We start from the raw sequence: 8,226 nt of genomic DNA on the forward strand, positions 1-8,226 counted from the left end.
GGTCGTTTCTCTTCCTTATCTATCTGACTTCAGATTCATCATGTGCGGCATTATCGGAATGTTCTGTGTTGACTCAGTCAACCAACAGATCTACGACAATCTGCTTCTGCTTCAGCACCGTGGTCAGGACTCGGCAGGGATTGTCACGATGGACAATCACACCTTCCATGTGCACAAACAAAGGGGACGTGTGCGTGAAGCTTTTCGCACCCGAGACATGCGAAAGCTGTTGGGGAATGCCGGGATCGGTCACGTTCGCTATGCCACCCGTGGCGCTGCTGCGTCAGAAGAGGAAGTTCAGCCGTTCTATGTGAATGCCCCCTATGGCATCACTTTCGTTCATAACGGCAATCTCACCAACACCCATCAGCTTGAGCAGGATCTGTTCAAGATTGATCGTCGTCACACCAATTCGAGCAGCGATACGGAGATGCTGGTCAATGTGTTGGCTACGGAGATTCAATCTCAACTCACAGGCGGTGATTTGACACCGGATCAGTTGTTTGATGCGGTGGCGTCACTGCATCACCGCGTTCAGGGTTCCTACGCAGCGATCGCTTTGATTGCGGGCCACGGAATGCTGGCCTTCCGGGATCCCTATGGAATTCGCCCTCTGATTCTCGGCAGGCGATTGTCTGAAAAGGGTCGTGAGGAGTGGATTGTTGCCAGTGAATCGCTGGTGATTGAAAACAGCGGCTACGAGATCGTTCGTGATGTTGACCCTGGCGAGGCGGTGTTTATTGACGTTGATTTGAACTTGCACCAGCGTCAGTGTGCCGAGTCTCCTCGATTGATTCCCTGTGCTTTTGAGTACGTGTATTTGGCGCGGCCGGATTCCGTAATGAACGGTATTTCGGTTTATGAGTCGCGGCTGCGGATGGGTGATCGTTTGGCTCAAACTATTGCCGCAACGTTGCCGGCTGGTGATATCGATGTTGTGATGCCGATTCCTGATTCAGCAAGGCCTTCGGCGATGCAGGTGGCCAAGCAATTGGGCATTGAGTATCGCGAAGGTTTTTACAAGAATCGCTATGTTGGTCGCACTTTTATCATGCCGGGTCAAGCTGAACGCAAGAAATCTGTGCGGCAAAAACTCAACGCTCTTGGGACTGAATTTGCCGGAAAGAATGTCTTAATAGTCGACGATTCGATTGTTCGTGGTACAACGTCTCGCGAGATTGTTCAGATGGCACGCAGTGCTGGTGCCAACCAGGTGACCTTTACGTCGGCTGCTCCCCCGGTTCGCTATCCCAATGTCTATGGGATCAACATGCCGACTCGGGCGGAACTTCTTGCCCACGGACGAACCAGTGATGAGATTTCAGATGTTCTTGGTGCTGATTATGTTGTTTATCAGACCGTTAAGAACCTTTTGGAAAGTATTGTTGAGAAAACTGAGATCAAGGATCTCGAGATGTCTTGTTTTGATGGCCACTATGTGACCGGTGGAATCGATGAAGATTATTTCGAATGGCTGGAGCAGAATTGCAGCTCCTGATCCGGGGTTAGAGATTCGGTTGAATTGCGTTGATCACCTCAACAATGGTTTCTCCATCCTGAAGAGGCGTCTGTCCCATCAGTTTCTCTCGGGGGTTTGAGATGTTGATGTTTTCTGGAGCCAAGCGTCCGTGACGGTCTTTGCTGGTGCGCACACCGACAAGTCCTGTTCCAGCGCTGATACCGACTAATCGATCAGATTCAGCATCAACCTCCACGGCCATGCTGCCGAGATCTCCCCGTTGGTTGTAGCGCAGGCCTGAACAGTCGATTCGTGCGACCAATCCCCGTTGGCTGAACAGCATCAGTGGTGTCTGTTCCGTGCAGATGGCTCCGACGATCTGTTCTCCGGGGAGCAATCGCATGGTCATAGGTCCCTGTGCCAATCGACCCATCAAAGGAAGCGAGTCCTCAGTGACTCGCAGTCGCAGCAGGCGACCGATGTCGCTCATCAGCATCAGTGTTCCTTCCTCGCGACAGATCACTGCACTATTGAGCTCGACGCCCTCTTTCAATTTAAGAACGCTTGTGGCCCGACCGGACAGGTCCACCACTTCGCTAAGGCGAATTCGCTTGAAACGACCATCGCTGCTGAGCAAGCCCAGACTCAACGCATCGATGTTTTGCCTGGGCAACGACAGCAGCGAAACGATCGTCTCTCCGTCGAGGCCGGTGGGAAGGAAACGCTCGATTGGGCCTGGCTGTTGTCCTGCAAACTCCCAGCGCACTTGGGCAATGCGTCCGTCTGCACTCACGGCCAGCAGCCGCGGGGGTGGTTCGATTGGCAAGAGCACCTGCGCTGGAGATGGTGCATCACCAATGGGGCAAGGATCATTGAGGTGCAGCCGGCCCAGCACCTGAGGGGTGATGATTTTCACTTGTCCATCGGCCTGGATCAGCACCCGACCATCTCCGGGCAATGCGGCCAGGGCCTGCTGACGGAGCAGTTCTGTGTTCGGGCGTTGGCTGGCTGCTCGTTCGGCTATTAGGGCATCACCGCCCTCCACCAGGCGGGTTCGACGCGGGGTGCTGAAGCGTTTTTTCAATGCTTTGAGCTCTGTCACCATCGCATCCAGCAGTTGATCCCGGTTGTCCAAGAGCAACTTGAGTCGTTGACGTTCCGCCCGAAGCTCGTCCAGCTCTTGGCGCAGGCTTTCCTGTTCAAGTCCGGTCAGACGCCTCAGGGGCATGGCCAAAACCGCATCCGCTTGCCGTTCGCTGAGGTCGAGGCGCACCATCAGGCTGGCGCGTGCTGAGGCGGCGTCATTCGCCTCCTGAATCATGGCGATCACGGCCTGAAGACTGTTCAGGGCTGTGATCAGTCCTTCTACAACCTCAAGCCGGTCTTCGGTCTTGCGCAGGGCATGACTGGTGCGTCGGATCAGGGTCAGTTCCCTGAAATCGAGGAAGGTCTGGAGCAGTTGGCGTAGAGACAGCTGCTGGGGGTGTCCATCCACCAGGGCCAGCAAGATCGCTCCGAAGTTGCTTTGCAGCGCTGTTCGACGCTGCAGATCCTTCAGTACCTTTTCCGGATCCGCATCGCGGCGCAGCTCCACCACCACGCGCATGCCTTCGCGGTCGCTTTCGTCCCGGATGTCGGCGATTCCGCCGATTTTTCCGTCGTTGACAGATTCCGCCAGTTTTTCAATCCAGCCGGCCTTGCTGAGCTGGTAAGGCAGTTCCGTGACCACAACGGCATTACGTTTATGGCGCCCCTTGCCGAGTTGTACTTCTTCGGTGTGGGCGACCCCTCGCATCGGGATGCTGCCGCGGCCGTGCAGATAGGTGTCTCGCAGGCCTGAGCTGATCAGCACCTCACCACCTGTGGGGAAGTCGGGCCCCGGGATGAGTTCCAGAAGTTTGTCGTCACTCAGCTCCGGCTTGTGGATCAGGGCGATCAGGCCATCCACCACCTCTCCCAGATTGTGCGGTGGAATGCTGGTGGCCATGCCGACGGCGATGCCGGAGCAACCGTTCAGCAGCAGGAAGGGAAGCTGGGCCGGAAGAACGGTGGGTTCTTGTTGGGATCCATCGAAGTTCGGTGCAAAATCAACGGTGTCTTCACCAATCTCCTCAAGCATCGCCTGATGGGAGATCGGTGCTAGGCGGGTTTCGGTGTACCGCATTGCCGCCGGTGGGTCATCGTCCACCGAGCCGAAATTGCCGTGGCCGTCGAGCAGGGGATGACGGCTAGAGAAGGTCTGAACAAGCCGCACTAGGGCGTCATAGACCGCTTGATCACCGTGAGGGTGGTACTTGCCCAGCACGTCACCGACGACCCTCGCGCACTTGCGGTAAGGACGGTCTGGGGTAAGACCCAGTTCCTGCATCGCGTAGAGGATGCGTCTCTGTACAGGCTTGAGACCATCGCGGGCATCGGGCAACGCCCGACCCACGATCACGCTCATCGCGTATTCGAGGTAGGAGCGCTGCATCTCCTGATGCAGGGCGATCGGTTGAACGCGCTCCTCAGCCATTCGGTCTGTCGCTCTCCGACCGGAAGGCGCTCAGCCTACAGATAGTCACTGGCTTTTCTTCCACGTTGCGTTCGCTTGGGCCCGTTCCACGCTGTTGGTGAGCTCCGTCTCGCTCAGCAATTGTGCCGTCGCCTCACGGATGCGCACCCCCCAAAGCTGTTCGGCTTGATGCAGGGGCAAGACGTAGTTGGGGTTCTGGGCCAACGCTCTGGAAGCCAACTGGATTGCCTCGGTCTGCTCACCCTGTTGATGCAGCGCTGCGGCCAGAGCCAGCATCGGTTCCGCGTTGGGCTCCAGCTTCAACACCCGGCGCCAACGCAGTACGGCTTCCTGACGCTGGCCCATCTCAAAAAGCACCAGGGCTTGGTTGTTCAGGGCTTCCCAGAACTCCGGCTTCAGAGCGGTGGCTTTTTCGAACGACTTCAGGGCCAGAGGGAGTACGCCCTGCATGATTCTCGCGTTGCCAAGGTCGAAATAGGCCGCAGCGTTGTTCGGATCCAATTGGAGTCCGCGGGTAATTAGGGGAACGGCATCGCTCGGTCGCTCTGCCCGAAGGGCGATCGCTGCTTCGGCGAACCACAGGCCGGCTTTTTCAGGATTCAGCTGCTTGGCGCGGGCTAGAGACCGGCTTGCGTCCTTGAGGTTGTTGTTGCGGAGTTGAGCCTCCGCCAGGATCGACCAGAACCGTTCGTCATTTGGGTTGAGCCGCACCGCCAGAGCCGCGAGTCGTGCTGCTTCCTTGGCTTGCCCCAGCTGTAGCAGCTGGGCAGCGGTCCGTCCGATGCCGATCGATGAGCCCTTGAGCTCCTCCTCGGTGGGCAGGTAGACATAGGGGATCAGGGCGTTGGCTGCTGGGGCGCCGAACCAACCCCCCAGAACGACCAGTGCAGCCGCTAGCGTTCGACGGAAGCCAATTCGACGCAGCACTGGAGCGAGGGTGGAGTCGCTAAAGCGTAGGTGTGGGATCCGGTTGTGCTGCAGCGGCGTTGCGTCGCCACATCCAGGGTTTAATCCGTCGCAACGCCGACCCCCGCAGGTTTTTGTCCCAGACGCTGTCATCCCAGTTCTGGATCTGCTGCTTGTCCAGATTCAGCAGCCATGGGCGTGGCTGCATGTCGGGATCGCTGCTCTGGGTCAAGCTTCGATGGTTCCAGGGGCAGACGTCCTGGCAGATGTCGCACCCGGCCACCCACGGTCCAAGGGCGACGCGAATGTTCTCCGGTAGGTCGTCCTCACGGTTTTCGATCGTGTGAAAGGCCAGGCAACGCCTTGCATCCACCACAAAAGGTTCGTGAATCGCATCCGTGGGGCAGGCATCGATGCAGGCGCTGCAGCGTCCACAGAGGCTGCGGGCTGGTGGATCGGCGTTCAAAGGCTCTGTGGTCAGCAGATGGCCGATCACCATCCACGAGCCCCTTTCGGGGTGAATCAGATTGCTGTGCTTGCCAATCCAGCCCAGGCCGGCTTCCTCAGCCCAGGCCTTGTCCAGCAGCGGTGTTGCGTCAACACAGGTGCGCCAGCCGCAATCTGGCCGTTGTTCCGAAAGCCAGCGGCCGATCCGTCGCAGCCGTTGATCCACAACCCGGTGATAGTCCCGTCCCCAGCCATAGCGGGCGACCTTGAGGGAGCCGGGGGAGGGTTGGGCGTCGACGTAATAGTTGAGGCCAACGGCGAGCACGCTGTTGGCTCCGTCCAACAGCAGTCTGGGGTCTCGCCGTCGGGGGGCCGCCATCCAGGCCATATCGGCTTGATGGCCATGGTCCAACCAGCGCTGCAGGGCTTGCGTGCGCAGCTGCAGCCGTGGACTTCCTGGGATCCTGGCAATGCCAACGGGGTTGAAGCCCTCCTCAGCGGCGCGGTGCTTCAGAGCCTGACTCAACAGCGTTTGTTGATCGGTGACATGCCCTTTCATCGACCTTAGGGTTGGGCGCTGATCAGCATCTTCTCTGTGACCGGGACTGAGACAGGACGTCTTGCACCTTTGCTGCGCTGGCTGGGCTTGACCCTCGTGGTGATTCTCGTCCTGCAGATGCTGGCTGTTCTTGTTGGCGTCGACTGGAGTGCGGATGCTCCTCGCCCGCAGGTCACCGGTCCGCTCGTGGCTTTGGCTCCCCTGGGGTTTGCCGGTTTGTTGATCTGCCTGATTGGGTCAAGGCTGGATCACCCTAAGCAGCAGCGCAGTCCTCTACGCCTCCTTATCTCTGTCCTTTCGGGGCTGTTGGCCCTCGGCATGGTGGTCGCCGTGCCGATGTCCCTGGATAGGGGTGCGGGTGACATTGCTCTCCAGCGCAATCTGGAACTGGGCCGCGAGGCATTGAAGGATGCCCGAGCCTTCCGCGCCGATCCCGCGCAGGTCACCTCCTTGGGTGAGCAGCTGGCCCAGGCCGGTCAACTTTCTGTCGATGCCACCGAGGACGACAAGCTGCGGGCTGCCGAAAAGATGGTGGACGATCAGATTGCCCAGATGGAGGCTCAACTCAAGACTGTTGAGGCCGGTCAGGCCCGTGAATCTCAGCAGCGGTTTATCGGTGGAACTATCACGGCTGTGGTTCTTGCGATTGCGTTTGTGCTCCTCGCGTTCACGGCAGTGCTCTGATCGCTGGTTAGGTTGGTCAGACCTCACTCAAAGCTGGGCGCAGTAGCTCCTTGGTCCAGTCCAATCCCAGACCTGATCTGCCGCTCTCCGCAAGGCTTCGGCAGGATCTGAAAAACGACCTGATTGCAGGGCTGCTGGTGGTCATTCCGCTGGCGACCACGATCTGGCTGTCAACGATTGTCAGTCGCTTTGTTCTGGCGTTCCTGACCTCGATACCGAAGCAGTTCAATCCGTTCATCACCCTGAATCCACTGCTTCAGGATCTGATCAATCTGGCTCTTGGTCTCACGGTGCCTCTGATGGGCATCCTTCTGATCGGTTTGATGGCCCGAAACATTGTGGGTCGCTGGCTGTTGGAGTTTGGTGAAGGCACCTTGAGCCGGATTCCCCTGGCTGGATCGGTCTACAAGACTCTGAAGCAGTTGCTTGAGACTTTTTTTCGCGACAACTCCACTCGCTTCCGTCGTGTTGTTCTCGTTGAGTACCCCCGGGAGGGATTGTTCAGCGTTGGTTTTGTGACCGGGGAAGTGGGTCCTTCACTTCAATCTGATCTGAAGGAGCCCCTGTTGAGTGTGTTCATTCCCACCGCTCCGAATCCCACCACCGGTTGGTACACCCTTGTTCCAGAGGGATCCGTCCGAGAGCTTGAAATCAGCGTTGAAGAAGCCTTCCGGACGATCATTTCGGCCGGAATCGTCAACCCCGATGATCGTGAAGCTCCTGTTAATCGGAGTTTTTCCAGCCTCATGGCCCAGTTACGGGCTTCTGCATCTCCTTCCAGCTGAGTCATGGCGACACGATCCCTTACACGAGAGCTGGCCTTGCTGGTGCTTGGTCAGGTGCCGGAACAGAAGTCAGCTTCAGTCGCTGACCTGGCCCTGGATTCGATCCTGGACCAGGCTCTCGACACCCTTACCCAGCACTGGCGTGAGTCACTTGATGCCAGTGCTGCAGAGCTCGATCAGGCGCAGCAGTCCTTGCTGGACAGCGAGTTGCAGCAGGGCGAAACCGGAACCCATGACACCGTCCGCACCCATCTGCGCGCGTCGTTGAGTTCCGCTGAACGGGTGCTAAATGGATTGTCCGCCAGTCTTGAGTTGCCTCGGCTGTTGTTGCTTGGCGACCAGGAGCAGATTCGCCGCGGCGCCATGGAGCGAGTTCAGAAGGTGCTCACCCAGCGCGAGGGCATCGACAAACGGCTCGATCAGGTGATGGAGGGCTGGAGACTGACCCGACTGCCGCGGATCGATCGCGACATTCTCCGGTTGGCTGTTGTTGACCTGGAAAGCCTGCGCACTCCAGCTCCGGTGGCATTTAACGAGGCGGTTGAGCTGGCCAACCGTTACAGCGATGAGCAGGGTCGCCGGATGATCAATGGCGTGTTGCGCCGCTTCCATGACGCTCAATCGAAAGCATCGGCCTGATGGTGTACAACTGGTTCGAACGACAGGCTGAGGAGTCTCCGGAGCCGACGCCCACGCCGGAGCCGACGGCTAGTGGGACTGATGCTCCCGTTTCAGCAGAGCCGGAGCCCACTCCAGCTCCTGCAGCCAGTGAGGAAGAAGACGAAGCCCTGGTTTGGGCCCGTGAGGCCTATGCCCGCCTGAAAGCTCAGCAACAGGCAGAGTCTCCTGTTGCTGAAGCGGCCCCCGAGCC

General features: G+C 58.4%; 7 protein-coding genes and 1 pseudogene. 5 read left to right on the forward strand and 3 right to left on the reverse strand.

Annotated elements, in window-relative coordinates; all coding sequences use genetic code 11:
* Positions 1-40: 40 nt before the first annotated feature.
* A complete protein-coding gene (purF, locus tag FZZ85_RS11605; RefSeq protein WP_226415421.1) occupies positions 41-1,498 on the forward strand; it encodes an amidophosphoribosyltransferase in 1,458 nt (485 codons plus the stop codon).
* A gap of 7 nt (positions 1,499-1,505) precedes the next feature.
* Here the strand turns inward: purF and FZZ85_RS11610 are convergent, their stop codons facing one another.
* From FZZ85_RS11610 to queG, 3 genes are read right to left on the reverse strand one after another with little or no spacing between them, the layout of a single operon-like run.
* Positions 1,506-3,974 (reverse strand): DNA topoisomerase (ATP-hydrolyzing) subunit A, encoded by a 2,469-nt coding sequence (locus FZZ85_RS11610; RefSeq protein WP_226415423.1) that lies wholly within the window; start codon positions 3,972-3,974, stop codon positions 1,506-1,508.
* A 45-nt stretch (positions 3,975-4,019) separates the two neighbouring features.
* Positions 4,020-4,901: a tetratricopeptide repeat protein gene (locus tag FZZ85_RS11615; protein ID WP_226415425.1), complete on the reverse strand. Its 882-nt coding sequence runs from the start codon at positions 4,899-4,901 to the stop codon at positions 4,020-4,022.
* A gap of 19 nt (positions 4,902-4,920) precedes the next feature.
* Entirely contained in the window at positions 4,921-5,886 is a 966-nt protein-coding gene (gene queG / locus FZZ85_RS11620) for a tRNA epoxyqueuosine(34) reductase QueG (RefSeq protein WP_226415427.1), read from the reverse strand.
* 36 nt (positions 5,887-5,922) lie between these two features.
* Here queG and FZZ85_RS11625 point away from each other — a divergent pair, with 36 nt between their 5' ends.
* The 4 genes and pseudogenes from FZZ85_RS11625 to FZZ85_RS11640 all read left to right on the forward strand — a co-directional run.
* Positions 5,923-6,570: an HpsJ family protein gene (locus FZZ85_RS11625; protein WP_226415429.1), complete on the forward strand. Its 648-nt coding sequence runs from the start codon at positions 5,923-5,925 to the stop codon at positions 6,568-6,570.
* Positions 6,571-6,620: 50 nt separating this feature from the next.
* On the forward strand, positions 6,621-7,355 hold the full coding sequence (locus tag FZZ85_RS11630; protein ID WP_226400565.1) for a DUF502 domain-containing protein: 735 nt from the start codon (positions 6,621-6,623) through the stop codon (positions 7,353-7,355).
* Between the two features lie 3 nt (positions 7,356-7,358).
* The gene (gene nusB, locus FZZ85_RS11635) at positions 7,359-7,994 is read left to right on the forward strand and encodes a transcription antitermination factor NusB (protein ID WP_226415431.1); all 636 of its coding nucleotides are present in this window, start codon (positions 7,359-7,361) and stop codon (positions 7,992-7,994) included.
* Positions 7,994-8,226: pseudogene (locus FZZ85_RS11640) on the forward strand (signal recognition particle-docking protein FtsY); the annotation flags it as partial. The gene nusB and the pseudogene FZZ85_RS11640, both read left to right, overlap by 1 nt.

Origin of the sequence: Synechococcus sp. MU1642 (assembly GCF_020514115.1) — a bacterium.
Taxonomy (GTDB): Bacteria; Cyanobacteriota; Cyanobacteriia; order PCC-6307; family Cyanobiaceae; genus Parasynechococcus.

What these genes read in the sequence shown, in the direction of transcription:
- queG (WP_226415427.1), bottom strand. Translation starts at nt 5,886, where the DNA reads ATGAAAGGGCATGTCACCGATCAACAAACGCTGTTGAGTCAGGCTCTG.
- FZZ85_RS11610 (WP_226415423.1), bottom strand. Translation starts at nt 3,974, where the DNA reads ATGGCTGAGGAGCGCGTTCAACCGATCGCCCTGCATCAGGAGATGCAG.
- nusB (WP_226415431.1), top strand. Translation starts at nt 7,359, where the DNA reads ATGGCGACACGATCCCTTACACGAGAGCTGGCCTTGCTGGTGCTTGGT.
- purF (WP_226415421.1), top strand. Translation starts at nt 41, where the DNA reads ATGTGCGGCATTATCGGAATGTTCTGTGTTGACTCAGTCAACCAACAG.